The sequence below is a fragment of the Clostridium pacaense genome (assembly GCF_020709765.2).
In the GTDB taxonomy this organism is placed as follows: domain Bacteria; phylum Bacillota; class Clostridia; order Lachnospirales; family Lachnospiraceae; genus Enterocloster; species Enterocloster hominis.
Genome location: NZ_JAJFEB020000007.1, coordinates 188,687 through 205,974, shown reverse-complemented (window position 1 = coordinate 205,974; position 17,288 = coordinate 188,687). Strand labels below are relative to the sequence as shown.

Below are 17,288 nucleotides of genomic sequence, written 5' to 3'. Positions count from 1 at the left end.
ATGCATCAGTTGGTGGACAGCCAGCTGGTTTTGTTGTGCGTTATTTTATATGATAACGGAGGAAAATGAATATGAGAATCATGGGTCTGGATTTTGGCTCAAAAACAGTCGGGGTGGCGGTGTGCGATCCTTTAGGTATCACTGCGCAGACAGTGGAGACCATCACGCGGAAAGATGAAAATAAACTGAGGCAGACCCTTGCAAGAATAGAGGCAATAATTGGCCAGTATGAGATTGAACGGATTGTTCTTGGATATCCTAAGAATATGAACAATACTCTTGGGGAGCGCGCTGTGAAGACAGAGGAATTCAAGGCATCCCTTGAGAGACGGACAGGTCTTCCTGTGGTGCTCTGGGATGAACGTCTTACAACCGTGGCGGCCAGCAGGGTGCTGATTAAAAGCGGCGTGCGCAGGGAACACAGAAAAGAAAGCGTGGACCAGATTGCGGCGGCCATGATTTTACAGGGATATCTGGACAGCCTGTCCAATGGTTTAGGAGAAAACAATGAAAGATAAGACGGATATGATAACAATGATAACGGATTCCGGAGAATCCGTGGATTTTTATGTGTTAGAAGAAACAAGAATCAATGCAGTAAACTATCTGCTTGTGACAGATGCGCCGGAGGATCAGGACGGAGAGTGTTACATTTTAAAGGATGTATCCGGGCAGCAGGACGCTGAAGCCGTTTATGAGTTTGTGGAAGATGACCGCGAACTGGACGGCCTCATGGGCGTGTTTGAGGAACTGTTAAGCGATGCAGATGTGGAGCTTGAGAAATAGAGATTGGAGGAATCAATTTGAATTTAGAAGAAAAAGACAACATGCCGGAGGTGGCCGCACAGACAGCGGCACCGGAGCAGACAGAAGTATCAGTACAGACCGTGGCGCCGGAGCGTACAGCGGCATCAGTACAGACAGCGGCGCCGGAGCGTGCAGTCGTATCAGAGCAGGCGGGCGCACCGGAGCAGGCAGCAGGACAGGCAGCCGCATCAGAGCAGGCAGCGGCATCAGACCAGGCAGCAGCGCCGGAACAGCAGGCTAAGAAGCCTCAGAACAGAAGGCCGGCACAGAGAAAGAGTGTTTCCAAGGAGCAGGGCGGACGTACTGCGGAGACAGCGGACAAGGATGCTTCGGGTTCCGGCAGAGGCCAGGGACAGAAGGGAAGCCGCAGCGGAAAGAGCGCCCAGGCGTCAAAAACCGCCAAGCAGGCAGGACAGGCAAAGCAGCAGGCAGCGGACGGCAGCGGACAGGCATCAGCCAAAGCAGCCCAGTCCGCATCCAAGTCAGCCCAGACATCGTCCAAGGCATCCCAGCAGAAGACAGCCAAGACGTCCCAGCAGGACAAGGCAGCCAAGACGTCCCGGCAGGACAACCGGTCCGGTCAGGGAACTGCAAAGGCATCCCGGTCCCAGGCCAAGACAGCTGCGGCCAAAGCAGCACCTGCATCCCAGGACCTGAAGGTGCTGGCGCCGGTGAGACAGGCCTCCAGGGACAGCAAGAAGGACGGCAAAGGGAAACTGAAGATCATCCCCTTAGGCGGCCTGGAACAGATAGGAATGAATATCACCGCGTTTGAGTATGAGGACAGCATCATCATCGTGGACTGCGGACTTGCATTCCCGGGAGATGACATGCTGGGCATTGACCTGGTGATTCCGGATGTCAGCTATCTGAAGCAGAACATTGACAAGGTAAAGGGCTTTGTGATTACCCATGGACATGAGGACCATATCGGCGCCCTTCCTTATATCCTGCAGCAGATTAACGTGCCTGTATACGGTACCAAGCTGACCATTGCGCTGATTGAGCACAAGCTGGAGGAGCACCGCCTGATGAAGAACACCAAGCGCAAGGTTGTGAAGCACGGACAGTCCGTGAACCTGGGCTGCTTCAGGGTGGAATTCATCAAGACGAACCACAGCATCCAGGATGCGTCCGCACTGGCAATTTTCTCGCCGGTTGGAATCGTGCTTCACACAGGCGATTTTAAGATAGACTACACGCCGGTATTCGGCGACCCCATCGACCTTCAGCGTTTTGCCGAGCTGGGCAAAAAGGGCGTGCTGGCACTGCTGGCAGACAGTACCAATGCCACAAGGCCGGGATTCACCATGTCTGAGCGCACGGTGGGCAAGACCTTTGACAACATTTTCTCAGAGCATAAGAACCAGCGCATCATTGTTGCAACCTTTGCGTCCAATGTGGACCGGGTGCAGCAGGTGGTGAACACGGCGTATAAGTATGGGCGCAAGGTGGTGGTGGAAGGCCGCAGCATGGTGACGGTCATGGACATTGCCAGCAAGCTGGGGTATATCAATGTACCGGAAGGCACCCTGATTGATATTGAGCATCTGAGGAATTATCCGCCGGAATCCACCGTGCTTATTACCACAGGAAGCCAGGGAGAGTCCATGGCAGCCCTTTCACGCATGGCGTCCGGCATCCATAAGAAGGTTTCCATCACACCCAGGGACGTGGTTGTCTTAAGCTCCACCCCGATTCCCGGTAATGAAAAGGCTGTTTCCAACGTGGTCAATGAACTGTCCATGAAGGGGGCAAAGATCATTAACCAGGACACCCATGTTTCAGGACATGCCTGTCAGGAAGATTTGAAATTAATATATTCCCTGATCCATCCCAAGTTCGCAATACCGGTACACGGCGAATACCGCCACCGCATTGCGCAGAAGGAACTGGCTGAGTTCATGGGCGTTGACAAGGACAATGCAGTGCTGGTCAACTCCGGCGACGTGGTTGCCCTGGACGGGGAAACCTGTGAGGTGATTGACCATGTGACCTGCGGCGGAATCCTGGTGGATGGCCTTGGAGTGGGCGATGTGGGCAATATTGTATTGCGGGATAGACAAAACCTGGCTCAGAATGGTATTATTGTAGTGGTGCTCACATTAGAAAAGCACAGCAACCAGCTTCTTGCAGGGCCGGACATCGTGTCCAGGGGCTTTGTGTACGTAAGGGAATCAGAGGACCTGCTGGAAGAAGCGCATTCCGTGGTGGTTAATGCGGTGGATGACTGCATGGGCCGCCGTGTGAATGACTGGGGAAAGATAAAGAACATCATCAAGGACAGTTTAAGTGACTTTTTATGGAAGCGCATGAAGCGCAACCCCGTAATCCTGCCGATCATCATGGAGGTATAACCAGGCACCGGTGCGGATATCAGCCCGCATATCCCGGCGTGTCAACGCCGGGATGCGCCGGATGTCATGGTCTGCCAGGCAGGGCAAGAGGAATGGATTATGAGCAACAGAACGAGAGAAATCAACAAGATAACAACCACCATAATCAGCATATCGGTGAAACTCATCGTATATGCCCTGATTGTCCTGCTGCTGTATGAGGCGGTGGCAAAGGGATATGCCTTCGGACATGAGATATTTTATGCGGAAGCAGTGGAGGAGGCCCCGGGCCATGACATGGTAGTCCAGATGACGGATGGTGAAAGCGTGTCCGAGGCAGCGGAGTTCCTGGCCCGCAAAGGGCTTATCAAAAGCGAGTTTGCATTTATATTCCAGAGTAAATTCTACGACTATGAAACCATTTACCCGGGTACCTACACCCTGAATACCTCCATGACCTCCAAGGAAATCCTCCAGCAGCTCAACGAAAAGCCGGAGACTGAGGAGGATGTAAAGCCGGCCCAGTCAGGAGCTGGCAAGGCTGCCGCCGCGCCTGCGGCTAAGACCGCTGAGACGGCTGGGGAGACTGTCCCGGAAGGGGAAGCCGGTGTTCCGGCTGCCGCCAGCCAGACAGGGGCTGCAGAAGATACGGGAAGCCAGGAAGCTGCCGGCCGTTCCATGGATCCGGAGGCTGAAAACAGCGATGAGATAGCCAACCAGGAGACCTATGAGGGCGAGGACCAGGAGATGGAAGGCGGATGGTTTGAGGACGTGACTGAGGGACAGGATCCATGATTGTGAAGGACAGGATAAGGGATTATCTGCACTCCCTGGAATCCAGCCAGGGAGTGCTTTTAGACACAATAGAGGAAGAGGCGCTAAAGGCCTATGTCCCCATCATAAAAAGGGAGACAGCGTCCCTGCTGCGCACCATGGTGGCGGCCCTTAAGCCGGCCCAGATACTGGAAATCGGCACGGCGGTTGGGTACTCGGCGCTTCTCATGTGCCAGGCCATGCCCCGGGAATGCCATATAACGACCATTGAAAAGTATGGGAAGAGAATCCCCGTGGCCCGCGGGAATTTTAAGAAGGCGGGTGAAGAAAGCAGGATTACCCTGTTGGAAGGGGATGCGGATGAGCTTCTTAAGGAACTGGAAGGCAGGAACTTTGACCTGGTGTTCATGGATGCGGCCAAGGGGCAGTACCTGCACTGGCTGCCCCTGTTACTGAAGGTCATGCCTGTGGGGGCGGTCCTGATATCGGACAATGTGCTCCAGGACGGCGATATCGTGGAATCCAGGTTTGCCGTCCAGCGCAGGAACAGGACCATCCACAGCAGGATGCGGGAATACCTCCATACCCTGAAACACATGGAGGAACTGGAGACCGCGGTGATTCCCATTGGGGATGGCGTGACAATCAGCACCAGGATAAAATAGTTTTAGTTCTGTGGAGAGAAGAAAATGAGAAAGACCGAATTGTTGATACCGGCGGGAAGCCTGGATGTGCTTAAGACAGCTGTCATTTATGGGGCGGATGCCGTATATATTGGAGGTGAGGCCTTCGGCCTTCGGGCCAAGGCCCATAATTTTTCCAAAGAAGAGATGAAGGAAGGAATTGCCTTTGCCCATACGCGCGGGGTTAAAGTCTATGTCACGGCCAATATCCTGGCCCATAACGTGGACCTGCCGGGGGTGGAGGCTTATTTTGAAGAATTAAAGGAAGTCGGCCCGGACGCCCTGATCATCTCCGATCCAGGCGTGTTTGCCATTGCAAAGAGGGTGCTTCCCAACATGGAAATCCACATCAGCACCCAGGCCAACAATACAAATTACGGGACTTATCTGTTCTGGCACCAGCTTGGGGCCAGACGGGTGGTGACTGCCAGGGAACTTTCCCTGGCGGAAATCAAGGAGATACGGTCCCGGATCCCGGAGGACATGGAGATTGAGAGCTTCATACACGGCGCCATGTGCATTTCCTATTCAGGGAGATGCCTGTTAAGCAATTACTTTGTGGGAAGGGACGCCAACCAGGGCGCCTGCACCCATCCGTGCCGCTGGAAGTATTCCATTGTGGAGGAGACAAGGCCAGGGGAGTATATGCCTGTATATGAAAATGAACGGGGGACCTTCATATTCAATTCCAAGGACCTGTGCATGATCGGACATATCCCGGAGATGATGGACGCGGGTATCGACAGCTTCAAGATAGAGGGCAGGATGAAGACCGCCCTGTACGTTGCCACGGTGGCCCGGACTTACCGGAAGGCCATTGACGATTACAATAAGGACCCTGCCCTCTACGAAGCCAACATGGAGTGGTACAGACAGGAGATAGGCAAATGCACCTACCGGGAGTTTACAACCGGCTTCTATTTTGGCAAACCCACTGAGGATGCACAGATATACGACAATAACACATATGTGAAGAACTATACCTATCTTGGCACCGTGGAACAGGTGGACGGCCGGGGAAGGTGCAGGATTGAACAGAAGAACAAATTCTCTGTGGGCGAAACCATGGAAATCATGAAGCCGGATGGCCGCAATCTCATGGTCCAGGTGGCTGCCATAACGGATGAGGACGGAAATGCACAGGAAAGCGCGCCTCATCCCAAGCAGGTCCTCTGGATTGATTTGGGGCCGGAGGCAGACCTGGCGGTTTATGACATTTTACGCAAAAAAGAGGAAAACTGACCGGACATACATGAAAGTATCTGCTGACAGGAGGTGCCTGGGGATGGTAGACGGAATACTTATTGGGCTTGGAGTGCTGTGCGTTGCCTATTTTATAGTGATAGTGGTGTATGCTGGTATCGGTACGTCCTTTGCCTTTATCTGGCTGTTTTTTGCTGCCCTGCTGCTGTTTCTTGTTTATGGACGCTGGTATTACAGCAGGAACATGGACCGGATTCCAAGATGGGTCCCAGTATCCGTTGTCACCACCTGCGTGGCAGGGGTTGTGGCGCTGGCCGTGCTCTGCGTGCTCGTGTTCCTGGGCGCTGCTTCATCGGATAAGAAAAACCTGGATTACGTGATTGTGCTGGGTGCGAGGGTAAAGGAACATACGGTGAGTAATTCATTAAAAAAACGGCTGGATAAGGCGATTGAATACGCGGAGGAGAATCCTGACACCATTCTGGTGCTTTCCGGGGGACGCGGTCCAGGTGAGGATGTGAGCGAGGCGGAAGTGATGCGCCAGTACCTGGAATACAACGGGATAAGGCCGGAACAGCTTCTCATAGAGGACCGTTCGGTGAGCACGGTGGAGAATATTGCTTACAGCAAGGTCGTGATTGAGGAACACCGGAACCGGGATAAGAAGGAACTGGTTCCCCTGACCCGCAGGACCACCTCGGTACCCTATGCCATTGCGCCGGATAAACCGCTGGAAATCGGTGTCCTTACCAGTAATTTCCATATATACAGGGCCAGGCTGACCGCTGAAAAGTGGGGGATTGAAAATGTCTATGGAATTTCAGCTGACTCGGACCCTGTGCTGTTTATCCATCTTTGTGTCAGGGAGTGTGCGTCCATTGTCAAAGACAGGCTCATGGGAAATATGTAGGATGTGAATAAGCTGGGACAACCAAGGCAGACTATGAAGTAGTATGATATAGAAATGGAGAGAGTGAATCTATGGCAGATGAAAGGAAACTGGAAGCAGTCAAAGGGCTGGCCGCCTACCGTGTGGCCGGGGAGAAGTTTGTGGAGGAAATGGATTCCAGCGCAATGGTGCTGGAACATATTAAGAGCGGTGCAAGGCTGTTCCTTATGTCGAATGATGACGATAACAAGGTGTTCTGTATCGGCTTCCGCACGCCCCCTGAGGACAGTACCGGACTTCCGCATATTCTGGAACACAGTGTGCTGGAGGGGTCTGAGAAGTTCCCGGTCAAGGACCCGTTCGTGGAGCTGGTGAAAGGCTCTCTGAATACGTTCTTAAACGCCATGACCTATCCGGATAAGACCGTGTATCCGGTGGCCAGCTGCAATGAAAAGGATTTCCAGAACCTGATGGACGTGTACCTGGACGGGGTGCTGCACCCTGCCATCTACAGGGAACCCAAGATTTTCCAGCAGGAGGGCTGGCACTATGAGATGCAGTCCCCTGAGGATGACCTGACCATTAACGGCGTTGTGTATAATGAGATGAAGGGCGCATTTTCCTCTCCTGAGAGCGTGCTGGACCGGTTCACCAGGAACGTGCTGTTCCCGGACACCATCTATGCCAATGAGTCTGGCGGGGACCCGGCTGTGATACCCAACCTGACCTATGGGCAGTTCATTGAATTCCACAGGAACTACTATCATCCGGCCAACAGCTATATCTATCTGTACGGGGACATGGACATGGCGCAGAAGCTTACATGGCTGGATGAGGAATATCTGGGCAGGTATGACAGGAAGGACTGTCATGCGGACTCCTCCATTCCCATGCAGAAGGCATTTGACGGTCCGGTGGAACGGGAGATTACCTATTCCGTCACAGAGGAGGAGGGGACGGCCGACAGGACCTATCTGTCCGTGAACACGGTGGTTGGCACGGATTTGGATCCGGAACTGTATGTGGCTTTCCAGATACTGGAATATACCCTGATTAATGCTCCGGGCGCGCCCCTTAAGCAGGCATTGATTGATGCGGGAATCGGACAGGATATCCTGGGCGGGTATGACAGCGGGATCCTCCAGCCCTACTTTTCCGTCATAGCCAAGAATGCCAACCCGGAGCAGAAGGGGGAATTCCTGGCGGTTGTCAAGGGCACCCTGCGCAGGCTTGCCGACCAGGGGATTGATAAGAGGAGCCTTTTAGCCGGACTGAATTACTATGAGTTCCGTTACAGGGAAGCGGACTATGGTTCCGCCCCCAAGGGACTTATGTACGGCCTGTGGTCCATGGACAGCTGGCTCTATGACGGGGACCCCATGCTGCACCTGGAATACCAGAAGACCTTTGACTTCCTTAAGAAGGCGGCAGGGGAAGGGTATTTTGAGCAGCTGATCCTCAAATACCTGTTGGATAACCCACATGAGGCTGTCATCATGGTAAGCCCCAGGATAAACCAGACAGCCGAGGAGGACAGGAAGCTGGCAGAGAGGCTGGCAGCCCATAAAGCCTCCCTTGGCAGGGAAGAGATAGAAGAACTTGTGGCCCGGACCAAAGCGCTGAAGGCATACCAGGAGGAAACCTCCTCCCAGGAAGACCTGGAGAAAATCCCCATGCTCACACGGGAGGATATTGACCGGGAGGGCGCAAAGCTCTCCTATGAGCTTAAGATGGAGGATGGGGTAAGGGTAATCCACAGCAGTATGTTTACTTCCGGCATCGGCTATCTGAAGGTGCTTTTTGATACGGACCGTGTGCCGGTGGAAGACCTTTCCTATGTGGGCCTCCTCAAGTCCGTCCTGGGATATGTGGATACGGAGCACTACAGCTACAGTGATTTGTCCAGCGAGATATATTTAAACAGCGGAGGGGTGAACTTTGCAGTAAGTTCATATCCGGATATGGCTAATCCGGGCCGGTTTACCGGAGCCTTTGTTGCCAGCGCCAAGGTACTGTATGAAAAACTGGATTTTGCATTTTCCATCCTGACCGAAATCCTTACGCGTTCCAATCTGGATAATGAGAAGCGTTTGGGGGAGATCCTGGACGAGACACGTTCCAGGGCCAGGATGAAGATGGAGGATTCCTCCCATGCGGCCGCGGTGGGCAGGGCGTCCTCCTACTACTCGGCAACCTCGGCATTCAACGATATCATAGGCGGAATCGGATATTATCAGTTTTTGGAGTATGTAAGCCGCAGGTACAGTGAGGAGCCGCAGTACAGGAAGGAATTGATAGGAAAGCTGAAGAGCACGGCCCGGCAGCTGTTTACAAAGGATAATATCCTTGTGGCGTATACGGCGGATGAGGAGGGCTATGGACGCCTTCCTGTGGAGCTTCAGACATTTAAGGCAGGCCTTTTGGAAGGCAGCGGGAAAAAGTACGCATTTACCTTTGAAGCCGGCAACCGCAATGAAGGATATAAAACAGCTTCCCAGGTCAATTATGTGGCAAGGTGCGGTTCCTTTGCAGGTAAGGACGTCAATGGACGCAGCCTGGAGTACACCGGGGCGCTGAGGGTGTTGAAGGTCATCATGAACTATGAGTATCTCTGGATGAACCTGCGCGTAAAAGGCGGCGCATATGGATGTATGAGCAGCTTTGGCAGGTCGGGGGAAGGGTACATGGTATCCTACCGCGACCCGAACATGGCGAAAACCAATGAAATATACGAAGGCATACCGGATTATCTGAGAAGCTTCACCATCGATGAGCGGGATATGACCAAATATGTAATCGGCACCATCAGTGATGTGGACACACCCCTTACCCCATCCCTGAAGGGCAGCAGGAACCTTTCCGCCTATCTCTCCGGCGTGACCGATGAGATGATACAGCGGGAGAGGGAGGAAATCCTGGACGTGACCCAGGAGGATATAAGGAACCTGGCAGACATCGTGCAGGCCGTGCTGGATACAGGGGCGCTGTGCGTGATCGGCAATGATGAACAGATTAAGGCGGACCGGGCAATGTTTGGGGAAATCAAGAACCTGTACCACTGATAAGGAGATATGAATGGAAGAGAATACACAGAAGAAATCAGGCTTTGTGACACTGATCGGGCGGCCTAATGTGGGGAAATCCACCCTGATGAACCATCTGATCGGACAGAAGATTGCAATTACGTCCGACAAGCCCCAGACCACCAGGAACCGGATACAGACCGTTTACACGGATGACAGGGGACAGATCATATTCCTGGACACACCAGGTATCCACAAAGCCAAGAACAAGCTGGGCGAATATATGGTCAATGTGGCGGAACACACGCTGCGGGATGTGGATGTCATCCTGTGGCTGGTGGAACCAAGCACCTTTATCGGGGCAGGGGAACGCCATATTGCGGAGCAGCTGAATAAGGTGAAGACACCGATCATCCTGGTCATCAATAAGATTGACACGGTTAAGAACCAGGATGAAATCCTTACCTTCATGGCGGCATACAAGGACATATGTGATTTTGCCGAGATAGTACCCCTGTCAGCCCTGAAGGAGAAGAACACGGACCTGCTTACCGAACTGATTTTCAAGTATCTTCCCTATGGTCCCCAGTTTTATGACGAGGATACGGTGACCGACCAGCCCATGCGCCAGATTGCGGCTGAGTTGATCCGGGAAAAGGCGCTGCGCCTTCTGAATGATGAGATTCCCCACGGGATTGCGGTGACCATTGAGAGGATGAAGGAGCGCCCGGACGGCATCATGGACATTGACGCCAGCATTGTGTGTGAGAGGGATTCACACAAAGGCATCATCATCGGCAAGGGCGGGAGCATGTTAAAGCGGATTGGTACGGAAGCCAGGAAGGACATCGAGCGCATGATGGAAATCCAGGTGAACTTAAAGCTGTGGGTCAAGGTCAGGAAGGAATGGCGGGACAGCGAACTTTATATGAAGAACTATGGTTACGATGGCAAGGATGTGTAAGAAAACGTTGTATTTACAACGGATATATGGCGAATGCCACAAGATAAAACGAAGATAAGGTCTGATGGATAGCAGAGGGGAGGGGATTCTGAAATGAGAGAGACAGTAACACTGACCGGGATGGTCCTCATTTCAGCTCCTTCCGGGGATTATGACAGGAGGCTGGTGCTGCTCACAAGGGAGCGGGGACGTATTACCGCGTTTGCCCATGGCGCCAGAAAACCAGGCAATCCCCTGATGGCATCCAGCAGGCCTTTTTCCTTTGGGACCTTCACCCTGTATGAGGGGAGGAGCGCCTATAACCTTCAGTCGTCGCAGATTGCCAATTATTTTGACGGGCTGTCCCTGGATATGGAGTGCACGTGCTACGGCTCCTATTTTTTGGAGGTGGCGGATTATTTTTCACAGGAAAATATGGACGGCACCGAACTTTTAAAGCTGCTTTACCAGTCCCTTCGCGCCCTTTTGAACCCATCCATCCCTAACCGTCTGGCAAGGCGGGTGTTTGAGCTTAAATCCATGGTCATTAACGGGGAGTATACGGAGGAACCACCAAGGCCGGTTTCGGAATCCTGCAGCTATGCCTGGGAATATGTGGTGTGTTCCCAGGTGGAATCCCTTTATAAATTCATCTTAAAGGATGATGTGATGAGGGAGTTTGAATCAGTGGTGGAGGCCAGCAGGCGCTATTATGTGCGCCATGAGTTCAAATCCCTTGAGATTTTGGATGTGCTCACCGGATAAAATACATTCTAAGGCTTGAAATTATAGGATGTAGAGGATATAATATCCGGGTAGGCCCATGACGGACGCCAATGGGTACTGGTTTCTGCCGGCGGGTCTGCGGATTAATCACACGAAAGGATTGAGTATGAAAAAAATCAAGGCAATGGCGCTGGCCCTCATGACGGCCGCGGTCCTGGCCACGGGCTGTGCCGGAATCGGCGCACCGGGGAAGGGGACGCCTGTGGAGAACAGCGTGATGATAGAAAAGGACGGCAATGTCCAGTGGGCATCCGTGGAAACCTATGACAAGGGGGATTATACGGAGGAGGAGCTGAAGGCATTTGTGCAACAGCGCATCAGCGATTTCAACAGTTCCCTTGGCAAGGCGGCAAAGTCCGAGAACACCGAGGGCGCTGAGAAGCTGCCTGCAGCCCTTGTATCAGCCAAAATCGGGGATGGTAAGGCATTTACCGTAACTGAATATGATACGGCTTCACGCATCATAGAGTTTGCCAGGGAAATCGGGGATTATAATGTGACCTTCACAGCGCTGGAGGCAGGAAGGGTAGCGGTTCTGGGCCAGGGCCTGGAGGACGTGGCATTTAAGGATGTCAAGGGCAATGCGGTGGATGCATCCCAGGCAGTGTCGGACGGCCAGCAGGTGCTGGTAAAGGCAGAAGGCCCTGGTGTCATCAAGACGGAAAAGAAAATCCTTTACGTCAGTGACGGGTGCAGCCTGAGGGATTCCAACACGGTTGAGACGCCGGAGGAAGGCACCAGCTATATCATCTTAGATTAATATAGAATGAATGAAGATAAAAGAGAGGATACGGATATGGAAAAGACAATGGAAAAGATTGTGGCGCTTGCTAAGAACAGGGGATTTGTTTATCCCGGCTCTGAGATTTACGGCGGCCTTGCCAATACCTGGGACTACGGCAACCTTGGCGTAGAGCTGAAGAACAATGTAAAGAAGGCATGGTGGCAGAAGTTCGTAATGGAAAGCCCATACAATGTGGGTGTTGACTGCGCAATCCTGATGAATCCCCAGACCTGGGTGGCCAGCGGACATCTGGGCGGTTTCTCTGATCCCCTGATGGACTGCAAACAGTGTAAGGAGAGGTTCCGTGCAGATAAGCTGATTGAGGATTTTAACGATGAACACGGTATTAAGATAGAAGGCTCCGTGGACGCATGGTCCCAGGAGCAGATGAAGCAGTACATTGACGACAACAATATCTGCTGTCCAAGCTGCGGCGCCCATGATTTTACGGAAATCCGCCAGTTCAACCTGATGTTCAAGACCTTCCAGGGCGTTACCGAGGATGCCAAGAACACGGTTTATCTCCGTCCGGAGACAGCACAGGGCATTTTTGTCAACTTTAAGAATGTACAGAGGACTTCCAGAAAGAAGGTTCCCTTTGGCATTGCACAGATCGGCAAGTCATTCCGTAACGAAATCACGCCAGGTAACTTTACCTTCCGTACAAGGGAATTTGAGCAGATGGAGCTGGAATTCTTCTGCAAGCCTGATACGGATCTGGAGTGGTTCGCATATTGGAAGCAGTATTGCATCGACTGGTTAAAAGCTCTTGGAATCAAGGAAGACGAGATGCGTGCAAGAGACCATGAGAAGGAAGAACTGTCCTTCTACAGCAAGGCAACCACGGACCTGGAGTTCCTGTTCCCATTCGGCTGGGGCGAACTGTGGGGAATCGCCGACAGGACGGATTATGACCTGACACAGCACCAGAACGTATCAGGACAGGATATGTCCTATTTTGATGACGAGGCAAAGGAAAAGTACATCCCGTATGTAATCGAGCCGTCCCTGGGCGCTGACCGTGTGACCCTGGCATTCCTCTGCGCTGCATATGACGAGGAAGAGATTGGCGAGGGGGATGTGAGGACCGTGCTTCATTTCCATCCGGCCCTGGCGCCTGTGAAGGTAGGCGTGCTTCCGCTGTCCAAGAAACTGAACGAGGGGGCCGAGAAGGTTTACACCGAGCTTTCCAGGTACTTTAACTGTGAGTTTGACGACAGGGGCAATATCGGTAAGAGATACAGGAGACAGGATGAAATCGGCACCCCGTTCTGTATCACCTATGACTTTGACTCCGAGGAAGACCACGCAGTGACGGTACGCGACAGGGATACCATGGAGCAGGTAAGGATTCCGATTAGCGAACTGAAGGATTACTTCGCTGATAAGTTCATGTTTTAGGGGAAATTGAGTATTTACATTCGATAGAGCTGTAATTTGCATGTTTGTATTTTGCATAATCATAAGATGGGATAATAACGGAGAGCTGCACACCTTAAGGACTGGCCTGGATGTGCGGCTTTCCCTGTATTATGGAGGTTTGTTGAGGAGGCGGGGGATGGAGAGCGGCAGAGGATGGGATGTGGTGTTGGAAGGCGGCTTGTGCGAAGGCGGATTATGTGAAGAGGGATTAACTGCAGGCGGTTTGTGCGGGGGAGGATTAGATGCCGGAGGCACGTATGTGGAAGGATTATGTGAAGAAGCATCATCTGCCGGACTCCTGCACATGAGGGGCGCCTATGGAGGCTGTTTCCTGGCTGTCCTTCTGTGTTCCTTACTGCTCTCAGCGTGTAGCCCGATATCAGACGTTTCAAGCCGCCAGGTGGCCATTGGGCATACGGATGTTACTGATGATGGACGTGTTGATGCTGCTGGTGATGGACATACCGATAATACCGCCGCCGGCCAGTCCGGTGACACGGCCAGTATGCCGTCTGCCCAACCAGGAGCGCTGGAACTATCCGAATATGTGACATTCACGGACTGGGATGGGAAGATACAGACAATATCCGGTTCAGCGTCAACCGCCAGCATAACCATATGCAATGGAACAGATTATGCAAAACTTTCGCGGCTCACCGGACTGAGGGACCTGAGGCTGGCTTTTCACTCGTTTTCCCCGGATGACCTGGAACCGCTGAAAACCCTGACCCGGCTGGAAGTACTGAATGTAAGCTATGAGGGCCTGACGGACATAAGCGCCTTGTCAGGGCTTGGGAATCTGCGGGACCTCTGCCTGATTGGCAATCAGATTAAAGATATCTCACCCCTTTCTGGTTTGCATAAATTGGAAGAACTTCGCCTGCAGTCCAATGATATTGAGGACCTGTCACCTCTCGCGGACCTTAGGAAGCTGAGCCTTCTATGCCTGGACTGTAATCCGGTTAGGGATATTACCCCCTTGTCCGGCCTTGGTACGCACACCTACCTTACGCTAAGCGGTACAAACCTGGCCTGGGATGACTGGGAACCTGTGAAGCATGTGGTGGATGTAAGCGGACGTCCCCCCGTGGAAAACGCGGGTGCTGTTTCCTGTCCGCAAAACTGGGTTAAAAGGATTCAGGGCGCATATCCGGACGGGACCATCCTGACCCTGGATTATGACGATTATGATGGCGATGGCGCATATGAGGCATTTGCCTTTGTGGCAGACGGAAAGGAAACGGCATCCCGTGTCTTTGAAGGATATATGGGGGCGCTGGTGTTTGTCACGGAGGAATCCATGGAAGAAGTGAAACGGGAAACAAGAGGCCAGTATGTCAGTGGATATTATCGATTTGAGGATATTAAAGTCATCAGTCTGACGGATCTGGACGCATTTACCTCATCCACATCCTATCTCTGGACCGTAAGGGACGGCTCGCCGCGTCCCATGAATCTATCCGGTCTGGGAATGGGGTTCCATATGGATGAGATGGGCAATGTGTGCCTGCTTAGAAGCGCATATGACGGTTCGGTGTCATATATGGAGATGGGGGACGGACGCAGTGAGCCGTTTGTAAGCGGGCACAGCTACAAGCCGTATTATTTCTTTTATGAGAATGGGGATTTTGCGGAGTATGGCGCCATACAGGTTACAATGGATGAATTCCTTGCCTGCCAGGGGGCAAAGGAGGTTCTGGGGGAAGCGGAGACAGATGGGTTCCAGGTGGACGGGATACTGTACCGGGTCAATGGACTGATTCACCTCAACCTGCGCCGGGACCATGAGGATGAGAACGGGTATGACAGCAGGTATCAGACCTTCCGGATGTGCCCCGGGAAAATGACGCTGATTGATTCAGATATGGGGACTTACAGGGAATCCCTGACGGATTACGGCCAGGAGGAGAAGACGGTAAAGGTTGTGTATCCATCGGGACTGCCTGCATATGACAGGTAGGAGGGGAATCAGGAGCGCCTGCCCACAGGTTCCCCCATCCGCACTTTTGTCTCTATGTCAAGCGCCGTATTCCTCAGTATATCGCTGTCGGTACGGATTGCGCCTGGTTCAAACAGCAGGATGACAGTGGAGCCGCCGAAGGCAAAGTATCCCTTCTCCTGTCCGCGGAAAACATCCAGGCTGGTGTAGGCCTTATGGTGGTTCATGATTTTGCCGACCATCATGGCGCCCACCTCCATCATCAGCACGGTGCCGAAGTTTTGGGACTTAATCAGGGAGTATTCACGTGTATTTTCCTTATAGATGGGGCGGCTGGCGGCAGCGGAAGGATTCACTGTGTGGAGTACGCCGGGAATCCTGCGGTAGGAGGAGCGCTTTCCGTCGTCAATATAAGCATAGCGGTGATAGTCTGACACGGTGAGACGGAACACCAGGGCGGTGCCGCCTGTGTAGCGGGAAGCCAGCTTACGGTCCTTTAACAGCTGGTCCAGGGTATAGTCCGTGTGCTTGATGGAAAAATGCCGGCTCCGGCTGATGGTATATGCGCTTACCAGCCCGTCGCAAGGGCTGCAGAGCACATCCGGATCCATATCAAAGGGCCTGGCGCCTTCCTTCAGGGAACGTGTGAAAAAAGCATTGAAGGAACGGTAGGAGCCTCCGGGCGGAATCTCACATCCCCTTACGGAAATACCGCAGGAACGTATGAATGGCCCAATCAGGGCGGATGACAGGGGAGAGTCCAGCAGACGGCCCCCGATTCTGGATATGGCTGGATGGACCAGCGGCTTTAAAAGCAAACGCCCGGGGAGACTGCCGTAGAGAAGACGCAGATATCTGTCCTGTAATGTGTCGCTGCCATGGATGCGTCCGGTTCTGTCAGCGTATTTCATTCAATCACACCTTTCTTTCCTTAAAAAAAGTATATCTTAATCAGTGCCAGTGCCACGATGGATATCAGGAATGTGAGCATTTTCCAGCCTGGCTTTTTAAGCTGGAAGTTGATGATGAACAGCAGTCCCACCGTGAGGATGCAGATGTGCAGCTCAGACAGGAAACGGTGCCCAAGCAAGGGACGCAGGGTGCAGAATAAGGGCAGGATAATGGAAATGGATGTAATCGGAAGCCCCTGGTAGTACTTGCGGGCCTCGTCCGTCTCATCCTGGCGCCGTTCCTCCATCACATTGAAAAATGCAAGGCGGATGACACCTGCCGTCAGATAAAAGACCAGGATGCAGATTCCGGCAATCCCCCTCATTCCCATGGAATAGCACAGAATCATGGGAAATGCGCCAAAACAGACAACATCACACAGGGAGTCAATCTGAATGCCGAAACGCTTCTCATCCTCAGTGCGGTCTGCCTTTGTCCGGGCCACTTTGCCGTCGAACATGTCGCACAGTCCTGAGAATGCCAGGCAGAACAAGGCATATCTGGCAAAACCGTTAAATGTAAGCATCATGCCCAGGGCAGCGGATGCCAGCCCAAGGTATGTCAAAATCACAGTGTAACTGTAAAAACCAATCATATTTTAACCCCAATCGTTACTGCTTTTTCGCCCGTCTGTTCATGGGCAATAGTATTATTATATCAGAAATTGCCGAGGAAACAAGGATAAACGGGAGAGTTATTAATAAAATTTATAATAGTTTTATAAACGATTATAAGTAATTGTGATATA

The 17,288-nt window shown here is 52.5% G+C and carries 15 protein-coding genes; 13 read left to right on the top strand and 2 right to left on the bottom strand.

What is annotated here, in order from left to right; translation table 11 throughout:
- The first annotated feature begins 71 nt into the window (after positions 1-71).
- The 13 genes from ruvX (at position 72) to LK536_RS43700 (ending at position 15,610) form a co-directional block, all read left to right on the top strand.
- The gene (gene ruvX, locus LK536_RS43760) at positions 72-518 is read left to right on the top strand and encodes a Holliday junction resolvase RuvX (protein WP_227796082.1); all 447 of its coding nucleotides are present in this window, start codon (positions 72-74) and stop codon (positions 516-518) included.
- Positions 508-786, top strand: coding sequence for a DUF1292 domain-containing protein (locus tag LK536_RS43755; RefSeq protein WP_025486293.1), 279 nt, complete (start codon positions 508-510; stop codon positions 784-786). Before ruvX ends, LK536_RS43755 begins: the two co-directional genes overlap by 11 nt.
- A 776-nt stretch (positions 787-1,562) precedes the next feature.
- Positions 1,563-3,164 carry a ribonuclease J gene (locus LK536_RS43750; RefSeq protein WP_474912864.1) on the top strand — a complete coding sequence of 534 codons (1,602 nt, stop codon included), beginning with the start codon at positions 1,563-1,565 and terminating at the stop codon, positions 3,162-3,164.
- A 99-nt stretch (positions 3,165-3,263) separates the two neighbouring features.
- Positions 3,264-3,938, top strand: coding sequence for an endolytic transglycosylase MltG (locus tag LK536_RS43745; protein ID WP_025486295.1), 675 nt, complete (start codon positions 3,264-3,266; stop codon positions 3,936-3,938).
- Positions 3,935-4,582, top strand: coding sequence for an O-methyltransferase (locus LK536_RS43740; RefSeq protein ID WP_227796084.1), 648 nt, complete (start codon positions 3,935-3,937; stop codon positions 4,580-4,582). The genes LK536_RS43745 and LK536_RS43740 overlap by 4 nt, the downstream gene beginning before the upstream one ends.
- A 24-nt stretch (positions 4,583-4,606) precedes the next feature.
- Entirely contained in the window at positions 4,607-5,842 is a 1,236-nt protein-coding gene (locus LK536_RS43735; protein ID WP_008718491.1) for a peptidase U32 family protein, read from the top strand.
- A 43-nt stretch (positions 5,843-5,885) separates the two neighbouring features.
- Positions 5,886-6,713, top strand: coding sequence for a YdcF family protein (locus LK536_RS43730; RefSeq protein WP_227796085.1), 828 nt, complete (start codon positions 5,886-5,888; stop codon positions 6,711-6,713).
- A 71-nt stretch (positions 6,714-6,784) separates the two neighbouring features.
- Positions 6,785-9,754 (top strand): insulinase family protein, encoded by a 2,970-nt coding sequence (locus tag LK536_RS43725; protein ID WP_227796086.1) that lies wholly within the window; start codon positions 6,785-6,787, stop codon positions 9,752-9,754.
- 13 nt (positions 9,755-9,767) lie between these two features.
- Positions 9,768-10,679 (top strand): GTPase Era, encoded by a 912-nt coding sequence (gene era / locus LK536_RS43720; RefSeq protein ID WP_008718484.1) that lies wholly within the window; start codon positions 9,768-9,770, stop codon positions 10,677-10,679.
- A 93-nt stretch (positions 10,680-10,772) separates the two neighbouring features.
- A complete protein-coding gene (recO, locus tag LK536_RS43715) occupies positions 10,773-11,423 on the top strand; it encodes a DNA repair protein RecO (protein ID WP_008718482.1) in 651 nt (216 codons plus the stop codon).
- Positions 11,424-11,550: 127 nt separating this feature from the next.
- Positions 11,551-12,204, top strand: coding sequence for a hypothetical protein (locus LK536_RS43710; protein ID WP_227796087.1), 654 nt, complete (start codon positions 11,551-11,553; stop codon positions 12,202-12,204).
- Between the two features lie 36 nt (positions 12,205-12,240).
- A complete protein-coding gene (locus tag LK536_RS43705; RefSeq protein ID WP_227796088.1) occupies positions 12,241-13,629 on the top strand; it encodes a glycine--tRNA ligase in 1,389 nt (462 codons plus the stop codon).
- A 157-nt stretch (positions 13,630-13,786) separates the two neighbouring features.
- Entirely contained in the window at positions 13,787-15,610 is a 1,824-nt protein-coding gene (locus tag LK536_RS43700) for a leucine-rich repeat domain-containing protein (RefSeq protein ID WP_227796089.1), read from the top strand.
- Positions 15,611-15,618: 8 nt separating this feature from the next.
- Here LK536_RS43700 and LK536_RS43695 read toward each other — a convergent pair whose 3' ends face one another.
- Both LK536_RS43695 and LK536_RS43690 read right to left on the bottom strand, forming a co-directional pair.
- Positions 15,619-16,500 (bottom strand): phosphatidylserine decarboxylase, encoded by an 882-nt coding sequence (locus LK536_RS43695; RefSeq protein ID WP_227796090.1) that lies wholly within the window; start codon positions 16,498-16,500, stop codon positions 15,619-15,621.
- A 20-nt stretch (positions 16,501-16,520) separates the two neighbouring features.
- Entirely contained in the window at positions 16,521-17,111 is a 591-nt protein-coding gene (locus LK536_RS43690) for a CDP-alcohol phosphatidyltransferase family protein (protein ID WP_506092157.1), read from the bottom strand.
- Positions 17,112-17,288: the final 177 nt, after the last annotated feature.